This window comes from Myxococcus sp. AB056 (genome assembly GCF_006547365.1).
In the GTDB taxonomy this organism is placed as follows: Bacteria; Myxococcota; Myxococcia; order Myxococcales; family Myxococcaceae; genus Myxococcus; species Myxococcus virescens.
Genome location: NZ_VHLB01000040.1, coordinates 48,703 through 72,179, shown reverse-complemented (window position 1 = coordinate 72,179; position 23,477 = coordinate 48,703). Strand labels below are relative to the sequence as shown.

Sequence of the window (23,477 nt, the reverse complement as noted above, 5' to 3'; positions counted from 1 at the left end):
GAGCCGATGGTACTTCGCGGGAAACCGCGCGGGAGAGTAGGTCGCTGCCGGATTCTTTTTGAGAAACCCCCGGTGTCCCTCGTGGACACCGGGGGTTTTCCGTTTTGGGGCGCGTGGGGTTTCCGCGCGTCACCGCGGGCGCTGGGCCTGGCGTCGCGTGCGCAGCCGGCGCACGCCCCCCACCGTCAGCAAGGCCGCCGTCGTGGCCAGCACCAGCAGGTGCTCGGCTCGCGCCGCCCCTTTCGCCACCGCGTCCACGCTGTGCGAGAAGGCGTACCCCAGTGCCACCACCACCGGGGCGCTGAGGCATAGCGCCAATCCGTCCCACAGCAGGAAGTCGCGCAGCCGCATGCCATGCACCGCGGCCATGATGAACACCGCCCCGCGCAGCACCGAGAGAAAGCGCCCCACGAAGATGCAGCGCCCGCCGTGGCGCGCGTAAAGCTGGGCCAATCGCTCACGGCGTTCCGGCGGCAGGAGCTTCTTCATCCGTGGATGCGCGTACAGCGCGGGCCCCAACCTTTGGGCGGTAATGAAGAGGGCCGTGTCGCCGCAGAGCACTCCGGCCACCGCGACCGCGACCGCCAGGGCGATGGGCAGGACGTCCCGGTGCGCGAGGATGCCTAGCGACAACAGCACCAGGTCCTCTGGAATGGGCACCCCCATGCCTCCGGCGACCAGGGCGGCGAAGAGCAGGGCCGCTGTGCCATGGGTCAGCAGCCATGGGAGTGGACCCGCGGCCATCGTGTCCCCCTTTCAGGGCGTCATTCAGGTTCCGCGGGGTGGATGGTGCGCGCCGCCCTGCGCTCCTGCCGGAAGAGGAGGACCTCCCGGGCGATGATTTGAAGGGTCGCGGCCACGGGCACCGCCACCACCGCGCCCACGATGCCGGCCAGCTCCGCGCAGAACAGGACTGCCAGGAGGACGAGCAGCGGATTGACGTGGACCGTACGTCGGAAGACGAGTGGGGCCAGCACGTTGCCCTCGAGGGGCCCGTACAGCAGGAAGTAGGCGAGCGCGACCGCTGCCGCCCAGATGCCCTGCGTGGCCCACGTCAGCAAGGTGATGACGCCCCCAGCGATGAGCGGCCCCACATAAGGGACCAGGCTGGAGAAGCCACTGGCGATGCCCAGAGGCAGGAAGTACGGCAAGCCCAGGAGCGCCAGCGTCACCGTGGTCAGGGTGGCGTTGATGGTGCAGATGAGCACCAGCCCGGACAGGTAGCCGCCCGTCGCGCTGTAGACGTTGTGGAGGACCCGGACGTATCGCATCCGGTGCTCGGGGCCGACCAGGGCCAGCCCCCTGCGAATCAGGTCTCCTCCGAATGTCAGCATGAACACGACGAGGAAGAAGACAGTGAGCGCCGAGATGACCATCCCCACCACGCCTCCGATGGCTCGGATGAGCAGCGTCGGCAGGGCGCCCGTAGCGAGCCGGGGCGTTGCTTCCTCCAACCGCCGCGCCCAGCCGAGCGCCTGCAACCGCTCGCTGAGCACCTGGATGAGCCGAGAGCTCCGCAGTTCCGCCATCAACTGCGGCCACTGGCGAACCAGGGCATCCAACTGGTCCGCTGCGGCCGGAACCACGAGCAGCGCGAGGGCGGCGACGACGACCAGCAACGCCGTCATCACCAGGGCGATGGCGGCTAGTCGAGGCATCCTGCCGCGCTCCAGTCGCGCGACGCCATGTTCCAACGCGAGCGCCAGGATGGTGGCGATGCCCGTCAGTGTCAGTGCCACCCGCGTCTTCGCCACGAAGGTGACGAGTACGACCACCGCGAGCACGGAGGCGCAGACGGTGAACACCGTCGTCGGTGTGACTTGCGAGCGTTGCCCCCCGCCGTCTCGCTCCGCCACCACCGCCCACGCTCCCGTGCCGTAACGCTGCCCCCGACGTGCCCACCCTGCCGGGAACGGGCTACCCACCCCGCAGTTCAGGGTCTTTGAGGACCTGGAAGGGGTGGCTCGTGGGGACGGATTCGCGGCGGCTGTCCGCGTGGCCCCACTGCGCCTCGCACGCGTGAATGGCGCGAGGCGCTGAGCCCTGGGGACTCACGGTGCGTCAGTTGCGCGACGGGTAGATGCCTTCCAGCGCGATGATGAAGTTGATGCACAAGAAGGGCGACATGTTGTTGTGCGGCTGGGTTCCACCCGCGACGCCGATGGCCGCGGGGTTCATGGTCCCGTCGATGGGGGCAGCCCGGTAGTTGAGCACGGTCGCCGTGGAGTCCGCCGCGAGCACGGTGCCAATGGGCGTTTCCGTATCGCCGTGCTGACTGCTCACATTCAGGGTGTGATTGTGCTCCGGCATCTGCGTCGAAAGCAGCGTCACGGTTTCGGTTCCACCCTGTTCGCCCAGCGTGCGGGGGGACATGCCGGGGCCCTGGCCCGGCTGCATGGGATAGCGGCCACGCAGGTCCGGTAGGGCAAACGTCGTCTGCCCATTGCCTCCATAGGTCGTGCCAAGAATGGAGAAGAGCGCCGAGTTCTGGGCGATGGAGAGAAGCTGCCCTTGGCAGAATGCCCAGCCCCGCGGAGCGAAGTTGCCTGCGAACATCATGATCTGACCGATGAAGGGCTCTGACACGTGCGTCTACCTTTCGAGGAGAGAACTGCCCGACTGCGCCTGCTGCGCTTCCTCCCTGAGCAAAGCTCCGGCCAGCGCTGAAATCGCGCGTGTTTCATGTGCGGGTGACGGCGGCATGCAATGAAACGTGAGACGTGGTGCCTCCATGTCTCGCTGTGTCACGCGCGCTCGTGCGTCCGATACAGACGCGCATGCGTCCGGCCCAGACGCCGCGGCGGATCCGCGTGCCGATGAAACGCGGGTGCGTCTGACCCGGACGCCGCAGCAACGTCTCATGGGTTCTCTCCCACGAGAGAATCTGCCCGGTTACCGCCGAACTGCTTGGGGTCGCCCCGGTCTTCTTGGCGTGGCGTGCGGCTTGCTCAGAGGCCCGCGGCGTGACGTTTCACGACGAGGAGGCCGGCAGATGACGCAAGAGAACTGGCGACGCCCGCTGTATCAGAAATGGTTTCAGGCGCTTCCGTTGACGGCACTGCTGGTGCTGTCGGCGTGTGAGGAAGGCACGCCAGGACCGCAGGGGCCGCAAGGGCCCGCGGGCGCAGAAGGCCCTCCGGGAGCGCCGGGCGCCGAGGGGCCCGCTGGTCCTCAGGGCGAGCCAGGTGCGCCTGGCGCTACGGGCCCACAGGGGCCGCAAGGTCCTCCGGGCTCGGCAGGCGGGCCGGAAGGACCTCCGGGGCTGACGGCGCTGGTCCGGACCGACTCCGAACCCTCCGGTGAGAACTGCGCCCAGGCGGGTGTGGTGGTGGAGACGGGCATCGACCTCAACCGGAACGGTCAGCTGGAGGATGAGGAGGTCGACACCTCGCTGACCCGTTACGTGTGCAACGGGGCTCAGGGGCTCATGGGACCCGAGGGGCCGCAGGGCGCCATGGGCCCGCAGGGCCTCCGGGGTGAGCAGGGCGTGCAGGGGCCAACCGGTCTTCAAGGTGAGACGGGCCTGCAGGGTGACCGGGGACCGGAGGGGCCCGCTGGCGCGGTGGGACCTGCCGGGCCTGCGGGACCGCAGGGCTCCGCAGGACCTGAGGGCCCGGTGGGCCCAGCGGGTGTCACGGGCCCCCAGGGTGATGTCGGTTTGGGCACGGTGACGCGGACCACCGTGGAGCCGGCGTCCGGCAACTGCGCCACTGGTGGCGTGCGGCTGGAGATGGGCGTTGACGCCAACCGCAATGGAACGCTGGATGCGGGCGAGGAGAATGTCGCGCTCACCCGCTTCGTGTGCAACGGGCCGGCGGGACCGCAGGGCGGTCAAGGTCCCGCGGGCGCGACGGGACCTGCAGGGGCGCAGGGCCCTTCGGGACCGGTTGGTCCGCAGGGCCCCCAAGGTCCGCAGGGGCCCATGGGCTCGCTGGGCGCCTACGGTGACGGGTCGGCTGGGGCGTACAACGTCCCCAGCGGCAACACCGTGGATCTGACCACGGCCACTGGCTACGGCACGTTGGCCGGCCGGCAGCACCTGCAGTTCACGAACGTCACCGTCTCCGGCACGCTGATTGTCCCGAGTGGAACGGTCATCCGGGCCACCGGCGACGTCACCATCAACGGTACGATCATCGTGGACCCCAGTGCCGAGGACAACGGAACCGGGCCCGCGGAGGCAGGCGTGGCGCGTGCGGCCGCAGGCGAGCCCCAGGGCGGGCGTGGGCTGTTGCCGCTCCAGGCCGCGCAACTCCTGCGACCCGGCGGCCTGGGCGGCGGCGCGGGTGCCAAGCAGGCCGGTGTGGCCGGTGGCAGGGGTGGCGGCTCCCTGGTCATTCTCGCGCAGGGAGCGATCCGCATTCCCCCGGGGGGCGCCATCAATGCCAATGGTGAGTCTGGTGGAACCGCCTCCAACCTGCCCGGCTCGGGCGGTGGCGCGGGGGGCGCCATCGTCCTCGTGGGCAAGGGCTCCATCACCGTGGGGGGATTCGTCCGAGCGGTGGGGGCCAATGGTGGCGCTGGCAACAACGCTGGGGGCGCGGGCAAGGGCGGCGGCGGCGGCGGCGGCGGCGGCATCGTCCAGCTCCTCTCCACCACGACGCCCAGCGTGACAGGCGGCATTCTCGTGAGTGCGGGTGCCGCGGGCGCCACCGCGAATCCCACGGGCGCAAGCCAGGCCATCTCCGCGGGCGGTGGGGGCGGCGCGTGCGGTGGAAATGGTGGCTCGGGTGGTGGCGGGACGCTGACCGCGCCTCAGCCGTCCGAGGCGGGAGCCGCCGGATATGACCTCCGGACTGTCACGCCCACGCCGGAGAACGTGTTCCTGTAGGTCCTGGCGGTTTGGGGGGATGCGGGCGGCTCGCGGGCAATCAGCTCGCGGGCCGTTCGTGTTTCCGGAGCATGGTTCCGCTGTGCATCAGTCCTGACGTGGCGCGGGGTTCCACGTCATGGCGACGTAAGGGGCGGCGGCCTCCTCGGGAGGCTCGGCGTCCACCTCGAAGCCCAGGCGCTCGTACAGCCTGCGCGCGGGGTTGGTTCGTAGCACTCGCAGCCGGAGGGGGACGCCTGCTTTCCCGGCCTCGTCCCGCACCTGGGTCAGCAGTCGGGTCCCCACGCCGCTTCCCTGGTGCGCGGGCAACAAGGCGATGTCCACCACCCGCCACGCCGCCGCGTCCTTCGCGACCAGCAGGCGCCCCACGGGTTGGCCTTGGAGACACACCACCTGGTGGTCGGCGTGAGGATGGCGGGCGGCCCAGTCGTGCGACTGCGCCACCCACTGCATGCGGAGGAAGGCGTCGCGCTGTGCGGGCGCCCAACCCCAGGCGGCGAGCTCGGACTCCCGGGTGCTGGCGTACAGCGCGAAGAGGAAGGGGTCGTCCGCAGCCGTCGCGGCGCGCAGGTCGATGGACACGGTGGCGAGCAGCATGGCTCGACGGGCGACGACGCGTCCATCAGCGGACGGCCACCGCGGTGCTCCGTCATCCGCTCAACGGTGGATGCAAGCAACGGTAAATCCGGACGTCCTCGCAATCGTGGTTGGACGTCAGACCCGGATGAGATTTTCGGGAGCAGTTCCCGAAGGAGCCACACGATGAAGAAGACGCGAGACGAGGCACTGAACCTCCAGGAAGTGGGGGACATGGAGGCGCGGTGGCGGGGCCTCGCCACCCTGTTGCTCGAATTGGGGGACGACGCGATGGATGCGCAGCTGCTGGTGGCCTTCCGCGCCGCGCGTGAAGAAGGGGTGGTGCCTCCCGATGCGGGCTTCTTCCTGGTGGCCCACATCCTCACCTCCATGGCGGACGAGGCGATTGGTGACGAACCCCGCGTGTGCCGCCTGGCGCTGGAGCTGGAGCTGATGGAGCGGGAGTACGGCGTGGAGCAGGGCGTCTGGCTCAGTGGGGAGGAGACTCCACCCGAGGACTGGGAGGCCCTGCGCGCGGCGTATGAGGCCGCTTGCGACGAGGCCCGCGCCACCTTCTTCACGGCCTATGGCGAGGAGGAGATGGCCCGCCTCTACCTGGATGACCGCATCTGCTTCCACCGCCGCTTCGAGAGCGGGCGCCGCTTCTTCCACGGACTGCCCATGCTTCCCGAGCACCTGCACTGACTCTCAGTTCTCAAATTCTCTCATTCAAATGATGTGAGCCGTCTTTCACGCATCTCAGGCGGAATGTTGCGGCTACAAAGTTTGGATTAGCAGGACTTCAAGCTAGCTCAACGCTGCGTTGGTGAGGCGGCTTGCGGCGTCCTGGCATTTTCCTTCGCCACACCCTATTCCGGCGCTCGCTTCCGGGTGGCGGGTGGAGTGGCGGGGAAGAAGTCAATGCATACCATACCCTCGGTGTGAAGACTCGAAACTCCAAGGCGAGTCTTCAGCAGCTTCGCTGCTCGGCGGCGCGCGTCTCTGGCTGAAGTCCCCTCCAAGGACCCGGGGCCGCGCGCCGCCGCTCTTTTTTCCGCGGGACGGTGGCCCGGGCCGCCACGGCGGCTGTCGGCGGGTGGTGGCGCTAGATTCGCGCGCCATGACCACCGACTCCGCCCACCGTCTCCTGGACCTGCTGTGGGAGCGCTACGCCGCGGAGGTGCCCTATGCGCGCACCTTCGTGCAGCTCTCCGGGGGCCGCTTCCGCAATGACCACGTCGCGCTCCGCTCGCTGGCCCGGCCCGGTGGTGGCATCGCGCTCTTCTCGCAGCCCTTCGTCCGGCTCGGCTGGAAGGCCGCGGGCGCGTACACCTTTCCGGATGCGCACCTGTCCGCCATCTATTTGTTACATCCGGCGGGGCTGCCCCGCATCTTCATCTCCGAGCTGAAGCAGGAGGAGCTGTCCCCGCGCGCTCGCGAGCTGCTCGCCCGGCTGCCCGAGGACCCCGCACCTCCCGAGGACGTGGACGCACTGGCCGCGTGGTTCGGCCCGCCACCCCCTCCCGACGAGGCCGCGCTGCTGGAGCTGGAGAAGGAGTCCCAGTATGGCGCCTGGCTGCTCGCCTTCGGCCGCAAGGTGAACCACTTCACCGGCTCGGTGGACGACGTGGAGGCGTGGCAGCGACGCATGCGCGAGGCCGGGGTGCCGATGAAGGCCGACATCGAGGGCGCGCCCGGGACGTCGCTGCGGCAGACGGCCACGCAGGCCGCGCCGCTGCCGGTGCCGCTCAAGGGCGGTGGCTCGCGCTCCTGGCCCTACGCCTACTTCGAGATTGCCCAGCGCACGCCGGACTTCGACGGCTTCCTGGGCTCCCAGGCCCGGGCGCTCTTCGACATGACGAAGCGCGGCGAATAGCCCCGGGTCATCCCCGCCGGCCAGGGGCAATCAGCGCGTTGCGGACGTGGTCGCGCCACTGGCCGTCGATGAGCAGGAGCTCCCGCGCGATGCCCTCCACCTGGAAGCCCAGGCGCTTCAGCACCGCGGCGCTGCGCAGGTTCTCCGGCAGGTGGTTGGCCTGGAGCCGGTGCAGGCCCATGACGTTGAAGGCGTAGTCACACAGCGCGCGCAGGGCCTCCGTCATCAGGCCCTGGCCTTCGTAGCGGTGGTCCAGGCCGTAGCCCAGGTCCGCGGACTGCAACGGGCCGCGGCGGATGTTCGTGAGTGAGGCGTTGCCGATGATGGGCGACAGCTGGATGGGCTGGTTTCGCGGCAGCAGGAACACGCGCAGCGACAGGTCGAGCCGGAAGTCCTCGCGGTCCTGCGCCAGCCGCGTGCGCCAGTACGTCACCGAGAAGAAGTTGGCCGGCCGTGCCGGTGACACGGTGGAAACGTGCTCCCGGTTCGCCTCGTGGTACGCGAGCACCCGCCACGCCGCATCCGGTGGGAGCTGCACCAGATGCAGGCGTTCGGTGCTCAGCAGATTGGAAACTGCGCCTGGGCCCATGGCGGGCATTCAACTCCGGCGTCCGTGGGATTTCAGCGCCGAGGCGTCGTCGGGGGCTCAGCGCCGCTGCCGCCAGTGGCCTCCTCTCCTCCGCGCGGGAGGATGATTTCAACGCGCCGGTTGTTGGCGCGGCCCTCTGGGGTGGAGTTGTTGGCGATGGGGCGGTACTCGCCCAGGCCGCGCACCTGGATGCGGCCGCGACTCACGCCCTGGCTGATGAGGAACTCCCGCACGTGCTCCGCCCGCCGGTAGGACAGGGCTTCGTTCATCGCGTCCGAGCCCATCGAATCCGTATGGCCTTCGATGACCATGGGACTGTCGGACACCTTGAGCGCGTTGGCCACCTCCGTCAGCTGCTCACGCGCCGTCGGGAGCAGGTCCACGGCGTTCGACGCGAACAGCACCTGCCCTGACATGGTCAGCACCAGGCCTCGCGCCTCCTCGCGGACCTTCACGTCGCGCGCCGTCGACTCCAACTGCGTCAGCGCCTCCGTGGCGCGCCGTTCCGCGTCGAGCCTCGCCTGTCGCTCGCGTTCCAGTTCCCGCTCCACCTGGCGCCGTGCCTCCTGTTCCGCTTCCAGCTCCGCCGAGCGCTGGAGCAGTTCGTGGTTCTCCTGGGCCAGGCGCCGGGATTCGGACTCGGCCCGCGCCCGGCGCTGCTCTTCTTCCTGAAGTCGCGTGGTCTTCTCCGCCAGCCGCCGCGACTCCGCCTCCTGCTGCTGGGCCAGCCGCCGCAGCTGTTCCGCCTCGTGCTGGCGCCGCTGGGCATCCATCCGCATGCGCTCGGCTTCCTGCTGCTGCGTCACGGCGTGCTGCCGGGCCTGTTGCTGTTGCTGGAGGGCTTGCAGCCGTTCACGCTCGGCCTGGGCGAGCTGCTGCCGGGCCGCATCCAGCTCCGCCTGCGAGCGCTGCCACTGCCGCGCCTGCGCTTGCTGGAGCGTGGCCTGGGCCTCCGCCTGACGCCGCGCCGCCAGGTCCGCGGTGCCACGTACCCCCGCCGTCTCGGACTTGCGCAACGCCACGTAGGACAGCGAGCGGGTGCGAGGAGAGTCCTGGCTGCGGTCGTACTCCCGCTCGGCTTCCAGCAGCGCATCTCGCGCCGCCGCGACGTCTCGAGGACGCTCTCGGCCCTGGGGGCTGGTGGAGACCTCCTGGTAGGCCGCGCGCGCGTTGAGGAGTTCCTGTGGCGGCGGTGCGTGTGCGCACCCCACGGCGGCCAGCGCCGTGACGCCAGCGAGGGCCTTCCATCCACGCTTCAGCATGTCGCTCTCTCCTGTCGAGGTTGGCTGCTCACGGCTGGCCGCGGCGCAGGGACTCCGCCTGGGCGGCCGTGCGTCGCGACTCGCGCTCCAGCGGGACGGCCCGGGCCAGCGCCTGCGCCAGCTCCGCGTCCGCCTCGGCCTGCATGAAGCGCAGCTCCGCGGCTTCCTGTTCGCCTTCCACCCACAGCCGCTCCGCGTCGGCAATCTGCTGCCGGGCGAACTCCAGGTGTAGGGCCGCTTCCGGGACTCGGGCGGCGCCAGCGCCTTCCGCTGCGCGCAGCGAGGCTTCCGCCTGCACCCGGTGCTCGTTCGGCGCGGGAAGCACCTGCCGCCCGGCGCATCCCACCATCGTCAGGCCCAGCAGCACCGCCGCCAGCTTCAGGCGCATGGTTTCACCTCCTGCCGCTCGAGGACGTGGACACGCGTCATGGCGCGCCCAGACGTAGAGGTGGGGCCGCGGAGACAGGCCGGCAATCCGACCGTGGCAGGGTTGGCCGAAGGGCGGGCGGGCAGCCTTGCAGGCGCCTTCCGGGCGCACCGGGGCACTGGCCGGCGTGCGCCACCGGGGGTAGAGAGGGCGACATGCGCCTGCACCTGGTCGACGGCACCTACGAGCTCTACCGCGCCCACTTCTCACCCCGTCCGGGCCATGCCGCGCCGGATGGACAGGACGTGAAGGCCACGGTGGGGCTGATGTCCTCGCTGCTCGCGCTGCTGCACGACGCGGACGAGGCGGTGACGCACGTGGCGGTGGCGTTCGATAACCCCATCCGCTCGTTCCGTAACGCGCTGTTCGACGGCTACAAGAGCGACGAGGGCGTGCCGCCGGAGCTGCACGCGCAGTTCGACCTGGCGGAGGAGTCCGTGCGCGCGCTGGGCGTCACCGCGTGGTCCATGAAGGAGCAGGAGGCGGATGACGCGCTGGCCACCGCCGCGGCGCGCTGGGCGGACACGGTGGAGCAGGTGCGGCTGCTCACGCCCGACAAGGACTTGGGCCAGTGCGTGCGTGGCAGCCGCGTGGTGCAGGTGGACCGGCGGCAGGAGAAGGTGCTCGACGAGGAGGCGGTGCGCGCGAAGCTGGGCGTGCCCCCCGCGAGCGTGCCGGACCTGCTGGCGCTGATGGGCGACGCGGCGGATGGCATCCCCGGACTGCCGGGCTTCGGGGAGAAGGGCGCGTCGGCATTGCTGAGCGCGCATGGCCACCTGGAGGACATCCCCGCGGAGGCGTCCGAGTGGAAGGTTCGTCCCCGGGGCGCGGAGAAGCTGGCCGCGACGCTGCGCGAGCACCGTGACGCCGCGCTGCTCTACCGCCGGCTGGCCACGCTGGTGACGGACGCGCCGCTGCCGGGCACGTCGTCACTGGAGGACCTGGCGTGGAAGGGCGTGCCGGCCGCCGTGTACGAAGCGTTCTGTGACCGGCTGGGCCTGACGACGCTCAAGCGCCGTCCCAAGCGTTGGGCGCCGTGAGCTCGTGCACGGGTAGCGCCGTGGGCGCATGGCGTGGCAGCCGCACGGTGAAGGTGGTGCCCGTCTCCTCCTGGGAGCGGGCCTCCACCGTGCCGCCGTGGGCCAGGACGATGCTGCGCACGATGTAGAGCCCCAGGCCGATGCTGCGCCGGCCCTGGTCCTCCGGGCGCACCGTGGCGCGCTCCAGCGGCTCGAAGATGCGCGGCTGCCGCTCCAGGGGAATCGCCGGGCCCAGATTGTGGACCTCCAGCACGACGCCGTCGTCATCGCCTCGGGACGTCACCCGCACGGGCGTGCCGGGCGGGCTGTACTGCAAGGCGTTGCCCACCAGGTTGCCAATGAGCTGCGCAAGCCGGTCCGGGTCCCACGTGCCCACGCCATTTCCGGTGCGCTCCGTCTCCAGGTGACGGTCGGGCCAGCCGGCGTGCACCTCGTCCAGCACCGTGCGAGCGACTTCGTGCAGGTCCATGGGCTGCGGGTACACCGGAAGCCCCGTCCCCTGACGCGCACGGGTGAAGTCGAGCAGGTCGCGAATCATCCGCGTCGCGCGGTCCGCCGAGCTCCGGATGCGCTGCGCCTGACGCTCCTGCCGTTCATCCAGCGGTCCGCGCTGGAGCATCATGGACACCGCCAGGGTGATGGCTCCCAGCGGGTTGCGCAGGTCGTGGCTGACGATGCCGATGAGCTGCCGCTCGAAGTCCGCGCGGGCCTTCATCTGCTGCGCCAGCTCTGACTCCTTGTTCCGCGCCAGGACGGAGTCCGTGACTTCCACCGCGAACAGGATGACGGCCGTCAGCCGTCCGCTGGCGTCCCGCATCGGCTGGTACATGAAGTCGAAGTAGCCTTCCGGCGGAAGGGCGCCGGGCACCTGGGCGATGCGTACGGGCAGCTCCCGCGCGCTGAAGGGCTCACCAGTGGCGAAGACGGTGTCCAGCAGCTCGAGGACGTTCTGGTCCTCCAGCTCCGGCAGGGCCTCGCGGAGCGTGCGGCCCACCAACTGCCGCTGACCGAAGCGCTGCCTCAGCCGCGCGTTGGCCACCACGCAGCGCTGGTCCGGCACGCTCAGCACGCCGAGCAGCGCGGGCACCTGTTCGAACAGCGTGGCCAGCATGGCGCGCTGCCGGTCCGATTCCTCCCGGGCGCCGCGCTCCAGCTCCAGCAGCCGGGCCCGGGCGGCCTCGGCCTCGTGGCGCTCGGTGACGTCCTGCATGGCGCCCACCACCTGCGTCGCCTTGTCCTGCGCGTCGCGGATGATGTGGCAGCGGTCCGCCACGTAGGCCCAGGAGCCGTCTCCACGCTGGAAACGGTAGGTGTCCTGCCACTCGTGCTCGGGGCCCTCCACGGTGGCCTTCCGGCTGGCGACGACGCGCGCGCGGTCGTCCGGGTGCAGCCGTTCCTCCCACCAGCGATGCTCGTCCTGGATGGTGCCGGGGGCGTAGCCGAAGACTTCGTGCAGTCCGCTCGTCCAATCCATGAGGCCCGTGCGCGGGTCCCACTCCCACACCGCGTCCCGCGTGGCGCGCGCCGCCAGCCGGAAGCGCAGCTCGCTGCGCCAGGCGCGCTCCTCGGCGGCCTGGACCTCCGTCAGCGTGCCTTCCAGCCGCCGGCGTCGCGCCCGCTCATCCTCCAACGTCTTGCGTCGCGTGCGCTCCCACTGCGCCAGGGCCTGGACGCGCGCGGCGAACTCCACCGGGCGGAAGGGCTTGAAGACGTAGTCGTTGGCCCCCGCGGACAGGCCCTCCACCACGTCCTCCGCGCGCGTGTTCCCGGTGATGAGCAGGACGGGGACGTGCTCGGTGGCGGGATTGCTCCGGACGAAGCGGCAAACTTCCAGGCCCGACATGCCGGGCAGGTGCCAGTCCAGCACGAGCACCTCGGGCACGGGCCCCTGCGTCAGGGACTCCAGCAGCGAGGCCCCGTCCAAGAACCCGGTGACTCTGCAGTAGGGCTCCAGCGCGCTGCAGATGGCCTGGGTCTCTACCGGACTGTCGTCGAGCACCCAGGCCACGGGAGGGGACGGTGCGACGCGGGGGGAAATGGGCACGGGTGGCCGTGGCTCTAGCAACCGCCTCTCACCCAGGTCAAATCTTCCAGGGTGAGCGGCCCATGGACCGCCTGCCTCTCTGTCCGCCGGAGGTCAGCCGGGCGTTTCGAGGGGAATGACGAGTCTCCATGAACCTGGGCGCTTCCAGCGGTAGAAAGAAAGCATGTCCGTACAACTGAAGATGCCCACCGAAGACGACTGGGTCCCGAGCCCGGACGACCTGCCGTACCACCGGCTGGGTGGCACCGACGCGGCCATGGCCCTGGCCGAGGCTTTCTACGACGCCATGGACGCCCACGAGCCGGAGCTGGCGCGCCTGCACGAGCTGGACGCCGAGGGCCGGGTGAACCGCGGCACGCGTGAGCGGTTCGGCTTGTTCCTCGCGGGATGGCTGGGCGGGCCGCAGGACTACACGGAGCGTCACGGCCACCCCCGACTGCGCATGCGTCATGGCCACCTGTCCATCGGCGTCGCCATGCGTGATGCGTGGGTGCGCTCCATGCAACGGGCCATGGATGCGCGAGGCATCACCGGGGGCCTGCGCCGCTTCCTCGATGCGCGCTTCGCCCACGTGGCGGACTTCCTGCGCAACGTCGAGGAGTGAAGCACGCCCACATCGGAGCGTCAGGCTCGGCGTAGGGCGAGCACGCAGAGGCGCCGGGTTCGACGAGGCTCCGGGCGGCGCGGGCGTGCGCCCGGACGCGGCGGCAGGTGGGCCAGCGACTTCACGTCATGCACCAGCCGCAGCGCGGCCAGTGCGCGCACGGCCCACCAGCCCGGGTCCGGCTGCCGCCACCCGAGCCCCATCTGCGCCGAGGCCGGGTAGACGTGGTGGGTGTTGTGCCACGACTCGCCCATGCTCAGCAGCGCCAGCCAGCCGGCGTTGCGTCCCTGTTCGGCGCAGCCTGGCAGTTCGTAGGGCTGCTCGCCCTCCACATGGCTCACGTAATGGACGCACCAGAAGCCGTCCTGGGTGAGCGCCAGCCGCACCAGGATGCCCCACGCCACCCAGGGCGCCCCGCCCAGTGCGTACAAGGCCAGGGCGAGCGGCACCTGGAGCCACAGGCCCGCGCGCTCCAGCCCGCGGAAGAACGCGTCCTGCGTGACATGGGGCGCCGCTGGCACGTCCGCGGCGCCGCTTCGCGGGTGCCAGGTGTGGAAGAGGGCGTAGGCCATGGCGCGCGTGAAGCCCTCGCGGTAGCCGAAGTAAGGGGGACAGTCCGCTTCCGGCTGGTTCTGGTGGAAGTCGCGCAGGTCATGCATGCGGCTCATCGCGATGGGGCCGCCCAATCCGGCCAGGGTGCCGAGCAGCGCCAACGCGCGCTCCACGGGCGCCGAGGCACGAAAGGCCCGGTGGATGAGTCCCCGGTGCAGGCCCACCGACACGCCCAGGCACATCGTCACCGCGGTCATCCCGGCGAACACCGCCACCGCGCTCCACGAGAAGAAACAGGTGCCCCCCACCAGCGCTCCCGCGTGCAGGAGGCTCCAGCGCAGCACCTTGCCTCCGTCCAGCCTCGCCGTTCCCCACCGCGTGTTGCCCGTCTCCGCCATGGCCCGCTCCTTTCGGAGGGGCGCCATCGCAAGGGGCCTGCCACCGGAGGACGAGCCTGTTTCCGCGGGGTTGCGCGCGCGGGGTGGGCCTGGGTGTCAACGCCGTTCACGGTGCGTGCCCACAGCGTGGGCGGTGGACTCCCGCCGGCCCCTCCCTGGCGGGATGCCCACCGCGCCGAAAGCAATTCCCGGGGGTTACCCCAAGGCGCATGACGGGCCGGTATCCGGTGTCCACACTGTCGTTACTCAGCCGGGGATGAAACCGTACGAGGAGGTCTCCACATGAAGCGCATGCTGATGCCGCTCCGCCGGAGCGTGCTGGTGTTGGGGGTGGTGCTGGGGGCGGGCGTAGCGATGGCCGAACGGAAGCAGGACGCCATCAACATGAAGATTGCCTACCAGTCGTTCAACCTGGAGATGACGCCAGAGGCGGTGACGGGGGCGGACTTCCAGGTGGCCCGCTCACCCGGGATGCTGAAGGGCCGCGGGCTGAAGGGCAACTTCGCCCTGACGCTGAAGGACGGGGCGGTGGAGGGTGCCGTCGGCGGCGCGCCGGTGAACCTGACGGTGACGAAGGAGGGGGACGCCATCGTGGCGAAGGGCGGATTTGGCGGACGCCCCGTCAACCTGAAGCTGAGCCCCAGCGAGCTGACCATCTACGTCCGCGACTGCACCTACCGGCTGAAGGCGGCGAACACGAACCGCTTCTACACGGGCCGGCGCAGCTGCGACCGGGCCATGACGCCCGACTCGGAAATCTGGCTGCCGGACGAGTTCCTCGCGGCGAGCCCCGAGGAGAAGGCCGCCATCCTGTTCCTCGCGCTGTGAGGGACGCGCGCGCGGGTGGGCCCCGGCGTCCTCACCCGCGCGCACGCGGCAGCACCACGGTGAAGGTGGAGCCCACGCCCAGCTCGCTGCTCACGGTGACGTGGCCACCCATGGCCTCCACCACCTCGCGGACAATCCACAGCCCCAGGCCGACGCCGCTGTAGTCCCTGCCGGACACGGCGCGCTCGAAGCGGTGGAAGAGGCGGGGCAGGTGCTCCGGCGGGATGCCGATGCCCGCGTCGCGCACGTCCAGGCGCACGTGGGTCTCGGTGCTGGACAGCGCCACCTGGACGGGGTTGCCCCGCCCGTACTTCATGGCGTTGGACACCAGGTTGGTGAGCACCTGGTCCAGCCGCAGCCGGTCCCAGTGGCCGCGGGCCTCCAACGGCAGCGTCAACGTCAGGTGCGTGCCCGCGCCCGCCAGCTCCGGTTCGAAGCGCTCCGTCACTTCGCGGACCAGGGCGCCCAGGTCCACCGGCTCCGGGTTCAGCTCCAGCCGTCCGGCGTGGATGCGCGACACGTCCAGCAGCGCGTCGATGAGCTTCGCCTGACGCTTCGCCTGCCGGCCCACCAGGTCCAGCCCCCGGTGCAGCCGTTCCCAGGGGACGGCGTCCGGTGAGCGCTCCATCGCGGTGCGCAGGCTCTGCACCTGGAGCTGGAGCGCGCTGAGGGGGGACTTCAGCTCATGGCTGGCGATGGCCAGGAACTCCTCGCGCGCGCGGATGGCCTGGCGCGCCTCGTGGTGCTGGCGCGCGTGGTCCAGGGCGAGTGACGCCCGGCGCGCCAGCTCCCGCGCCAGTGCCATGTCCCGCGCGTCGAAGGTCCGTCCGGTGCGCGAGAAGACGAGCGCGGCGCCCTTCCGCCCCGGCCACGTCAGCGGCACGCCCAGCCAGGACGGCGGCTCCGCGTCGTGCAGCGCCGGCTCTCCGGACGCGATGATTCGCGACACCGCCGCTTCGTCCGGGACGTGAGGCGTACCCGCATCAAGGGGCTCCCGCGCGTCCAGGCCCGCGGCCACCACGCATCGCACCTCGCCCGGGGCCTCCTCGAGGAACACGCGGCAGGAATCCGCGCAGGCAGGCACGGCGAGCCGCACCAGGTGCTCCAGCGTCGCGTCCTGCTCCAGGCTGGAGCCGAGGACTTCACTGGCCTCTGACAGGAGCCGTCGGTGGGCCTCGCCCCGGCGCCGCTCGGTGATGTCCACCAGCATGCCCAGGCACTGGGCGGGACCGGTGGTGGACGGTGGCATGGGCGCCGCCCACAGCTCCACATGGAGGGGCGTGCCATCTCGCCGGTGGAGCTCCAGCTCCAGACAGGGCGGCTCCAGGCCCTGCGTGGCCTGCTCCTGATGGTGGCGGAACGTCTCCCAGCGGGCGTCGGTGGCCCAGGGGGCGCGGTGGCCAAGCACGTCCTCCCGGCTCCAGCCGAAGAGCCGCTCGGCGGCGGGGTTCCACAGCCGCACCGTGCCATCCAGGTCCATCAGGTGGATGGCCAGGGGGGAGACCTGGAGGATGGCTTCCAGCATCGCTGGACCTCGTGCTCCGGACCGCCGGGCTTCTGCCTGACCAAGTGCCGCCACCATCGTCATCGAGTCCCCCCACCCATCGTGTTGCATGGGAGCATGGCTGTAACGGGGCGAGGAGCGTCCCTCCGGGCAGGGCGGCCGTGCCGTCGCGAATGTCGAACATCCCTGGCCTGGGAGTGTTCGTTCCGGACGCACTCCCCGCCCTAGGGCCCTGTGACGCCGAGGCGGGGATGCGTCAGGCACACAAGGGAATACTCCGTGCGCAACACGGTGGCGGTTGCTCCAGGCCCGGGTTCAGCTAAAGCGCGGCTTCGTGAAAGCGACCACCACCGGAGTGCCGGGCGGCGAAGACGTCAAAAAGGGCCCGGACACCTTCAAGCGCTCGGCGCTGCTGGCCCTCGGGGCCTTGGGCATCGTCTACGGCGATATCGGCACGAGCCCGCTGTACGCGTTGCGCGAGTGCTTCACGGGGGCGCATGGGATTCCGCCGACGCCCGCGAACGTGCTGGGGGTGCTGTCGCTCATCTTCTGGTCGCTCATCATCATCGTGTCGGTGAAGTACCTGCTGCTGGTGATGAAGGCGGACAACCGGGGCGAAGGCGGCATCCTGGCGATGATGGCGCTGGTGATGCAGCGGCAGCGCGCGCAGCCGTCCCACCGGGCGCGTCCGGTGTTGATTACGCTGGGCATCTTCGGCGCGGCGCTCCTTTATGGAGACGGCATCATCACGCCGGCCATCACCGTGCTCAGCGCGGTGGAAGGCCTGCATGTGGCCACGTCCGTTTTCGACCCCTACGTCATCCCCATCGCCCTGGTCATCCTGGTGGGGCTCTTCCTGGTGCAGCGGCACGGTACCGCGGACATCGGCGCTGTCTTCGGTCCCGTCATGTGCGTCTGGTTCCTCACGCTGGCGGGGCTGGGCGTGAAGGAGCTGGTCCACAACCCGGCGGTGCTGGGGGCGCTGTCGCCCTGGCATGCGGTGGAGCTGTTCCGCCACAACCACCTGCATGGCTTCCTGGTGCTGGGCGGCGTGTTCCTGGTGGTGACGGGCTGTGAGGCCCTCTACGCGGACATGGGCCACTTCGGCCGCAAGCCCATCCAACTGGCGTGGTTCTCCATGGTGCTGCCAGCGCTGATGCTCAACTACCTGGGGCAGGGGGCGCTGCTGCTGCGCGACGCGAGCGCCGCGCGCAATCCCTTCTTCCTGCTGGCGCCGTCCTGGCTGCTGTACCCGCTGGTGGCGCTGGCCACGGTGGCGGGCGTCATCGCCTCGCAGGCGCTCATCGCGGGGGTGTTCTCCCTGACGCGCCAGGCGATGCAGCTGGGCTACAGCCCGCGCATGGAGGTGGTGCACACCTCGGCGGAGGAAATGGGGCAAATCTACCTGCCCGGTCTGAACTGGGCGCTGCTGGTGGGCGTGGTGGCGCTGGTGCTGGGCTTCCGCTCCTCCAGCGCGCTGGCGTCGGCGTACGGCATCGCGGTGTCCACGGCCATGGTCATCACCACCCTGATGGCCTACGTGGTGGCCCGGGAGCTGTGGGGCGTGCGGCGGTGGGTGGCCATTCCCGTGGTGGGGCTGTTCCTGACCGTGGAGCTGGCCTTCTTCGGCGCCAACGCGGTGAAGGTGGCGGACGGCGGCTGGTTCCCACTGCTGATGGCTGTCGTCGTCTTCACGCTGATGACGACGTGGAAGCGCGGGCGCGACATCCTGGCGGCCAAGCTGCGCGCGGCCAGCATCCCCCTGAAGGAGCTGCTGGGCAGCTTCGGCGACCACCCTCCAGTGCGGGTGCCGGGCACGGCCATCTTCATGACGGGCAACGCGGAAGGCACCCCGCCCGCGCTGCTGCACAACCTCAAGCACAACAAGGTGCTGCACGAGCAGGTGGTGCTGCTGACCATCCTCTCCGAGGAGCTGCCGCACGTGCCGCACAGCGAGCGCGTGGAGGTGGAGCCGCTGGAGCAGGGCTTCGTGCGCGTGGTGGCGCGCTACGGCTTCATGGAGAACCCGGGCATCCCCGACGTGCTGAAGCGCTGCCGCGAGAAGGGGCTCCAGTTCCAACTGATGGGCACCAGCTTCTTCCTGGGACGGGAGACGCTGATTCCCACCAAGCGCCCGGGCATGGCCGTGTGGCGCGAGGCGCTGTTCGCCTGGATGAGCCGCAACGCGCGCAGCGCCACCTCGTACTTCCGCATCCCGCCCAACCGGGTGGTGGAGCTGGGCGCGCAGGTGGAGTTGTAGCCCCGTGAACGCCTGAGCCGGGGCGGGTGTGCTTCACCCCACATCTGCCTTGACTCTTTGCGTTGAATGGCGATTCTGTGTCCTGGGCTGCGCCTCCCTGCCACATTTGCGTCCGATTTTACCTTTCGGACGGAAAATTACGGCAGGAGGCAACAATTCGGACCGTATGCCGAAAATCATTTTCGTCCGCCGGAATTGGTCTTCTGTCGGTGGAACGAAGCTCGGCATCTCGAAAACTGGTGTCCCCCGGCACCCCTCGTCCGAAATCAGGTCAGTCCATGCTCCTCGACATTGCGCCCTCGTCCGCGAATTCCGCTGTTGCCCCTGTTTCTGCCTGGGCTTCGTCGGAGCAGACGCTGGAGACGCTGTCGGGGCTGGCGCCGCACACGCTGCTGACGCACGCGGACCTCTACCCGCGCATCTGCGTGCGGGACCCCTACTACGCCCTCAAGGACGTGACGGTGATGGGGGAGGGCGAGGTGGTGGCGCGCATCCCCGTGCAGCAGGACCCGGACGCGGAAGCGGGCCCCATTGGCCTGGGTGAGGCGGGGCGGCACCTGGCGATTCTGGGTTCATGCGCGTCCGCGCTGATGTCGCCCAAGGACGGCCAGCACTTCTACCTGGCGTGCGGCGCGCGCGGGCAGTGGCTGCGCCCGGAGCCCATGGCCCGCGCCACGGACCTGCTGTGGGGGCTGGCGAAGGCGGAGTTCACCGGCCGCCGCTCGGCCACCGCGCACACGCTGCTGTCGCTGCCGGACGGCACGCCGTTCTTCCGCCTGGAGGTGGACTACAACGTGCTGTCCGCCGCCGCCTTCACGCGCCTGTTCGGCGAGGCCCGGGTGGACATGCGCCGCGAGCCGCGCCGCGACGACGGCGTGCAGCGCACCCCCGAGGAGTGGGCCAAGCTGCGGCAGAACCCCTACAGCAAGCCGCTGGCGCTGCGCGACTGGCGGCCGGATGGTGAGAGCCTGTCGGCCACGCTGGGGCCGGTGACGGCGGAGATGTGCAAGGGGCACTTTGCGCTGCACCCGGTGATGCCGGTGGCCGTGGTGGCCAGTGGGATGACGCGCGTGGCCACCACGCTGCTTCGCCGGCTGGAAGGCGCGCCGTGGGCCCGCTGCATGGCGAAGGACGTGCGCCTGAAGGCGGACACCCTGGCCTACGCGGGCCAGACGGTGACGTTCGGCGCCGTTCGCAGCGCGCACGACGGTGACGCGCACACCTTCACCTGCCAGGCGTCGGTGGGCGAGCGCGTCGTGGCCGAGCTGGACGTCACCTACACCCGCGTCGACTGAGCGCCGCGCCTCAAGCCCACTGGATGTCGTAGTCCGCGCTGTCGATGCCTCGCGGCGTCGCGCGCGCGGTGCCTCGCAGGCCCAGCACCTTCAGCGCGCCGGTGAGGATGCCCTCGTGGTAGGCGGGCGGCAGCATGTCCCGGCGCATGTGCAGCGTGCCGGAGGTGGGGCCGGTGGGCACGTAGTCGCGGCTGCCGTAGCTGACGGCCGCGCCGTAGCCCATCTGCGCGCCCGCGAAGAGCTTCTGCGGGTCCCCGCGGGAGATGATTCCGAAGATGAGCATGCCCGGCCCGGTGGAGAAGCGCGTCACGTCCTTCTCGCCGCAGGCGTGGAAGACGGCGTCCTCGGGACCCAGCAGCGGCTCCAGCGCGTCCGCCGCGCGGTAGAGGAGCGTCAGGAAGTCCCGCGCCGGGTACGTGAGCAAGTCGGTGTACGCCGCGCTCAGCGCCCCCTGGCGCACTGTCTCAAGTGCCGTCAGGCCCGCCTGCTGCTGGACGAGGCTGAGCACCGACTTGAAGAACAGCCCGCGCACCGAATCACCAGGGTGCACGGCCGCGAGCCGGGCCTCGAGCTCCGCCTTGTTGGACGGCATGGCGCGCCTCCTCACACCTCGTCGAGCAGCACCGGGGCGAAGCCCGCCGCGTCACACGAGGCCAGCACGTAGCGTACGCCGCCGCGCTCGCCCGTGAAGCCCGCGGCGATGCCGGCCGCGTGCAAGTGGCCATAGACGCACACCTTCGGTCCGAAGGCTTCAATGGGCTCGCTGAAGGCGGTGGACTTCTCGTTCGCGTACACCGGCGGGAAGTGCACGGCCACCACGCGCACCAGTGGCGTGGCGCTGGCCGCCTCCTTCTTCTTCGCGTCCTCCATGGAGGCCGTCAGCCGGCGCGTCTCCCGCTCCACGTAGCCGGTGTCCGCCGCCTCGTCCCCCATTTCGCCTCCGGGCATGGGCGGCGCCTCCGGCGCGGTCCACAGCCGGCTGCCCGCAATCACCCAGGGGCCCATGACGACGGCGTTGTTGTGGAGGAAGCCCTCCAGGGTGCGGAAGGGCTCCAGCAGCTTGCGCAGCTTGGAGGCGGAGTCGCCCCACCAGTAGTCGTGGTTGCCGCGCACCAGCACCTTGCGGCCCGGGCGCGCGTCCAGCCACGCCAGATCATCCATCACCTCGTGGGCCCGCGTGGCCCAGGAGATGTCCCCCGCCACGATGACCACGTCCTCCGGAGCCACCCGTTCATCCCATGCGCGCTGCAGCGGCAGGGGGTGTTCGGACCACCCGAAGCGGTGCATGTCCTTCTGTCGCGTGGAGGGCAGGTGGGTGTCGCCGATTCCGAAGAGCCGCATGGCCCCCTCATAGCGGAAGCCCTCGCCCCTGTCGGCCCCCTCGTCCTATCCCCTGCATCCGGTGTCACGCCAAAAGGTGGGGGGAACTGGAAAGGTAGTAAAGTAACTTTACGTCGAGTTGTCTCGAAACACGTCAGTGCGACATCGGTTGGCCAATCCGACGCCTGGGTTGTCAGGGCTTACATGTGCGTCATTCCTGATTCCAGGTGGTTGCGCCGTCGGGGGCCCGGGTTCGAGGGCAGATTTCTTGACGGGAAGGTGGAGCATCCATGCTCCACCTGGGGTCGAGAAAAAGAGGTGCTCCCTGGGAACGCGTGGCTGGCATGCATGGTGCTCAGGCATGGCGCCCTGCGCCGCTCCCGTGGGACGGGGGCGACCGTGGAGCTGCTGACCCCCCTTCAAGGAGTTTCCATGCACGTGTTGCGCAAGACGTTCGCGGTGACGGCCGCGGCCATGGCCCTGACGGCCTGTGGCCCCCAGACCGAAACGTCTCCGGAAGAAACAGCACCTGAGTCGCAGGTTCCCGCAGGCGCGGTGGACGACGCGGCCCGCGCGGTGGCCGACGCGGCTCGCCGCACGCCCAACGAACTGGACGCGCAGTTCGCGAAGGCCGCTGGTGAGTTCAACGTTCCGGTGAACCTGCTCAAGGCCATCTCCTACGCGGAGACGCGCTGGGAGCACGTCCGCGGCGAGGAGGAGTTCGAGGGCCGTCCGGCGGCCTTTGGTCTGCTGGCCCTGCGCGGTCAGCTCATCACCGACGGCGCCGCCCTGGCGGGTGTGTCCGCGGACGCGGTGCGTGACGAGCCGCTGGCCAACCTGCGCGCCGGCGCCGCGCTGCTGTCGAAGTACGCCGACGAGGCGGGCATCGACCGCGCGGACCTGGGCGCGTGGGCCCCGGTGGCCGTGCGCCTGACGGACATCTCCGACCCGGACATCCAGGCGCACTACATCCACAACGACGTGTACTCGGTGCTGCGCGAGGGCGCGGGCGCCTTCACGCCGGCGGGCAAGGTGGCGGTGTCGCTGGATGCCACCCAGGTCGAGCCGAAGTTCGCCCTGCCGAAGATGCAGGCCCTGGCGGCCGGCCCGGACTACGCGGCCTCCATCTGGCGCCCGTCGCCCAACTACAACGCGCGGCCCGCTGGCATCGGTCAGCAGATGGTCGTCATCCACACCTGTGAGGGTGGCTACTCGGGTTGCTGGAGCTGGCTGACCAACTCCGCCGCGGGCGTGAGCGCGCACTACGTGGTCAACGAGAGCGGCACCGAGGTGTCGCAGCTGGTGCGTGAGTCGAGCCGCGCCTGGCACGTGGCCGCCGCCTACCGCAGCAGCCTCAACGGCGGCGTCAAGTCGCACCTCAACGGCCGGTCGACGAACGACTTCTCCATCGGCATCGAGCACGGTGGCTACGCCAGCTCGGCCTCGTTCTCCTCGGGGATGATCACCACCTCCGCCAAGCTGACGTGCAACATCACCCGGGACCAGGGCATCCCGCGCGACAGCTACCACATCGTGGCGCACGGCCGGCTGCAGCCGGAGACCCGCACGGACCCGGGCCCCAACTGGCCGTGGTCCACGTACATCAGCAAGATTCGCAGCGAGTGTGGTGACGGCGGCGGTGGAACGAACCCGGCCATCGTCGTGGACAGCAACAACGCCAACAACGACTCCAGCAAGGGCTACATCGCGGTGCCGTCCTCCTGGGCGCGTGGCACCAGCGCGGGCTACTACGGCAACGACTACTACTACGCCTCCACGCAGCCCATCTCCGAGCCGGCGGTGTTCCACTTCCACATGCCTGCGGCGGGCAGCCGGACCATCCAGGCCTGGTGGGTGCAGGGCACCAACCGCTCTCCCGCGGCGCCCTTCATGATTACGCACGCGGGCGGCAACAGCACGGTGACGGTGAACCAGCAGACCAACGGCAGCAAGTGGGTGACGCTGGGCACCTACAACTTCAACGCCGGCTGGAACAAGGTGCAGCTGAGCCGCTGGGCCACCGAAGGCTACGTCGTCATGGCGGACGCCCTCCGGATTCAGTGAGGTGGTG

21 protein-coding genes are annotated in these 23,477 nt (G+C 70.1%); 9 read left to right on the top strand and 12 right to left on the bottom strand.

Features of this window, described 5'->3' with window-relative positions:
- Positions 1-129: 129 nt before the first annotated feature.
- The 3 genes from FMP39_RS18965 to FMP39_RS18955 all read right to left on the bottom strand — a co-directional run bounded on the left by FMP39_RS18965 (position 130) and on the right by FMP39_RS18955 (position 2,586).
- On the bottom strand, positions 130-744 hold the full coding sequence (locus FMP39_RS18965; protein ID WP_141591746.1) for a DedA family protein: 615 nt from the start codon (positions 742-744) through the stop codon (positions 130-132).
- Between the two features lie 20 nt (positions 745-764).
- On the bottom strand, positions 765-1,925 hold the full coding sequence (locus FMP39_RS18960) for an AI-2E family transporter (RefSeq protein WP_141591745.1): 1,161 nt from the start codon (positions 1,923-1,925) through the stop codon (positions 765-767).
- 136 nt (positions 1,926-2,061) lie between these two features.
- Positions 2,062-2,586 carry a tail fiber protein gene (locus FMP39_RS18955; RefSeq protein ID WP_141591744.1) on the bottom strand — a complete coding sequence of 175 codons (525 nt, stop codon included), beginning with the start codon at positions 2,584-2,586 and terminating at the stop codon, positions 2,062-2,064.
- A gap of 406 nt (positions 2,587-2,992) precedes the next feature.
- Here FMP39_RS18955 and FMP39_RS38460 point away from each other — a divergent pair, with 406 nt between their 5' ends.
- Positions 2,993-4,831, top strand: coding sequence for a collagen-like protein (locus FMP39_RS38460; RefSeq protein ID WP_255508511.1), 1,839 nt, complete (start codon positions 2,993-2,995; stop codon positions 4,829-4,831).
- An 87-nt stretch (positions 4,832-4,918) separates the two neighbouring features.
- Here the strand turns inward: FMP39_RS38460 and FMP39_RS18945 are convergent, their stop codons facing one another.
- Positions 4,919-5,428 (bottom strand): GNAT family N-acetyltransferase, encoded by a 510-nt coding sequence (locus FMP39_RS18945; protein WP_141591742.1) that lies wholly within the window; start codon positions 5,426-5,428, stop codon positions 4,919-4,921.
- A 165-nt stretch (positions 5,429-5,593) separates the two neighbouring features.
- Here FMP39_RS18945 and FMP39_RS18940 point away from each other — a divergent pair, with 165 nt between their 5' ends.
- Both FMP39_RS18940 and FMP39_RS18935 read left to right on the top strand, forming a co-directional pair.
- Entirely contained in the window at positions 5,594-6,112 is a 519-nt protein-coding gene (locus FMP39_RS18940) for a hypothetical protein (RefSeq protein WP_194858462.1), read from the top strand.
- Positions 6,113-6,527: 415 nt separating this feature from the next.
- Positions 6,528-7,283 carry a DUF1338 domain-containing protein gene (locus FMP39_RS18935; protein WP_141591740.1) on the top strand — a complete coding sequence of 252 codons (756 nt, stop codon included), beginning with the start codon at positions 6,528-6,530 and terminating at the stop codon, positions 7,281-7,283.
- A gap of 7 nt (positions 7,284-7,290) precedes the next feature.
- Here FMP39_RS18935 and FMP39_RS18930 read toward each other — a convergent pair whose 3' ends face one another.
- From FMP39_RS18930 to FMP39_RS18920, 3 genes are read right to left on the bottom strand one after another with little or no spacing between them, the layout of a single operon-like run.
- Positions 7,291-7,881 (bottom strand): GNAT family N-acetyltransferase, encoded by a 591-nt coding sequence (locus FMP39_RS18930; RefSeq protein WP_141591739.1) that lies wholly within the window; start codon positions 7,879-7,881, stop codon positions 7,291-7,293.
- Positions 7,882-7,904: 23 nt separating this feature from the next.
- Positions 7,905-9,134 carry an OmpA family protein gene (locus tag FMP39_RS18925; protein WP_141591738.1) on the bottom strand — a complete coding sequence of 410 codons (1,230 nt, stop codon included), beginning with the start codon at positions 9,132-9,134 and terminating at the stop codon, positions 7,905-7,907.
- A 28-nt stretch (positions 9,135-9,162) separates the two neighbouring features.
- Positions 9,163-9,522: a DUF4398 domain-containing protein gene (locus FMP39_RS18920; RefSeq protein WP_141591737.1), complete on the bottom strand. Its 360-nt coding sequence runs from the start codon at positions 9,520-9,522 to the stop codon at positions 9,163-9,165.
- A 194-nt stretch (positions 9,523-9,716) separates the two neighbouring features.
- On the opposite strand from FMP39_RS18920, the gene FMP39_RS18915 reads away from it, so the two are divergent.
- On the top strand, positions 9,717-10,601 hold the full coding sequence (locus tag FMP39_RS18915; protein WP_141591736.1) for a 5'-3' exonuclease H3TH domain-containing protein: 885 nt from the start codon (positions 9,717-9,719) through the stop codon (positions 10,599-10,601).
- On the opposite strand, the gene FMP39_RS18910 is transcribed toward FMP39_RS18915, so the two are convergent.
- On the bottom strand, positions 10,570-12,645 hold the full coding sequence (locus tag FMP39_RS18910; RefSeq protein WP_228558113.1) for an ATP-binding protein: 2,076 nt from the start codon (positions 12,643-12,645) through the stop codon (positions 10,570-10,572). The two genes, FMP39_RS18915 and FMP39_RS18910, sit on opposite strands and share 32 nt — an antisense overlap.
- Before the next feature lie 163 nt (positions 12,646-12,808).
- On the opposite strand from FMP39_RS18910, the gene FMP39_RS18905 reads away from it, so the two are divergent.
- On the top strand, positions 12,809-13,249 hold the full coding sequence (locus FMP39_RS18905; protein ID WP_140860116.1) for a group II truncated hemoglobin: 441 nt from the start codon (positions 12,809-12,811) through the stop codon (positions 13,247-13,249).
- Between the two features lie 20 nt (positions 13,250-13,269).
- On the opposite strand, the gene FMP39_RS18900 is transcribed toward FMP39_RS18905, so the two are convergent.
- Entirely contained in the window at positions 13,270-14,199 is a 930-nt protein-coding gene (locus FMP39_RS18900; RefSeq protein ID WP_228558112.1) for an acyl-CoA desaturase, read from the bottom strand.
- Between the two features lie 282 nt (positions 14,200-14,481).
- Here FMP39_RS18900 and FMP39_RS18895 point away from each other — a divergent pair, with 282 nt between their 5' ends.
- Positions 14,482-15,027, top strand: coding sequence for a hypothetical protein (locus tag FMP39_RS18895; protein WP_141591733.1), 546 nt, complete (start codon positions 14,482-14,484; stop codon positions 15,025-15,027).
- 31 nt (positions 15,028-15,058) lie between these two features.
- Here the strand turns inward: FMP39_RS18895 and FMP39_RS18890 are convergent, their stop codons facing one another.
- Entirely contained in the window at positions 15,059-16,552 is a 1,494-nt protein-coding gene (locus tag FMP39_RS18890; RefSeq protein ID WP_141591732.1) for an ATP-binding protein, read from the bottom strand.
- Between the two features lie 277 nt (positions 16,553-16,829).
- Here FMP39_RS18890 and FMP39_RS18885 point away from each other — a divergent pair, with 277 nt between their 5' ends.
- Entirely contained in the window at positions 16,830-18,791 is a 1,962-nt protein-coding gene (locus tag FMP39_RS18885; RefSeq protein ID WP_141591731.1) for a potassium transporter Kup, read from the top strand.
- A 278-nt stretch (positions 18,792-19,069) separates the two neighbouring features.
- Positions 19,070-20,086 (top strand): hypothetical protein, encoded by a 1,017-nt coding sequence (locus tag FMP39_RS18880; RefSeq protein WP_228558111.1) that lies wholly within the window; start codon positions 19,070-19,072, stop codon positions 20,084-20,086.
- 10 nt (positions 20,087-20,096) lie between these two features.
- On the opposite strand, the gene FMP39_RS18875 is transcribed toward FMP39_RS18880, so the two are convergent.
- On the bottom strand, positions 20,097-20,678 hold the full coding sequence (locus FMP39_RS18875; protein ID WP_194858461.1) for a TIGR02265 family protein: 582 nt from the start codon (positions 20,676-20,678) through the stop codon (positions 20,097-20,099).
- Positions 20,679-20,689: 11 nt separating this feature from the next.
- Positions 20,690-21,427 (bottom strand): metallophosphoesterase, encoded by a 738-nt coding sequence (locus FMP39_RS18870; protein ID WP_141591728.1) that lies wholly within the window; start codon positions 21,425-21,427, stop codon positions 20,690-20,692.
- Between the two features lie 183 nt (positions 21,428-21,610).
- Here FMP39_RS18870 and FMP39_RS18865 point away from each other — a divergent pair, with 183 nt between their 5' ends.
- Entirely contained in the window at positions 21,611-23,470 is a 1,860-nt protein-coding gene (locus FMP39_RS18865; RefSeq protein ID WP_141591727.1) for an N-acetylmuramoyl-L-alanine amidase, read from the top strand.
- The last annotated feature ends 7 nt before the right edge of the window (positions 23,471-23,477 follow it).